1 protein-coding gene is annotated in these 461 nt (G+C 70.1%); it reads left to right on the top strand.

From position 1 onward, the window contains the following. A partial coding sequence (locus QUG01_RS19930; RefSeq protein ID WP_500831608.1) for an Ig-like domain-containing protein occupies positions 1-461 on the top strand: 461 nt, incomplete at both ends.

Raw genomic sequence — 461 nt, 5'->3', positions numbered from 1 at the left:
ATCACCATCGACACCGCCGCGCCGAGCGCGCCGACGGGCCTGGCCCTGGCCACGGCTTCGGACACCGGCAGCAGCCACAGCGACGGCATCACCGACAACAACCAGCCGACGGTGCAAGGCACGGCCGAGGCGAACAGCACGGTGACGGTGTATGTGGACGGCACGGCGGTGGGCACGGCGACGGCGAACGGCAGCGGGGCATGGAGCTACAGCCTGGCGAGCAGCCTGGCCGACGGCAACCACAGCGTACGGGCGACGGCGACCGATGCGGCCGGCAATGTCAGCGCGCAGTCGACGGCGTACAACATCACCATCGACACCGCCGCACCGAGCGCGCCGACGGGCCTGGCCCTGACCACGGCTTCGGACACCGGCAGCAGCCATAGCGACGGCATCACCGACAACAACCAGCCGACGGTGCAAGGCACGGCCGAGGCGAACAGCACGGTGACGGTGTATGT

It is taken from the genome of Chromobacterium sp. CCUG 76385, assembly GCF_059916625.1.
Note: the sequence above shows the minus strand (reverse complement) of the source record. Positions and strands in the feature narration are given on the sequence as shown.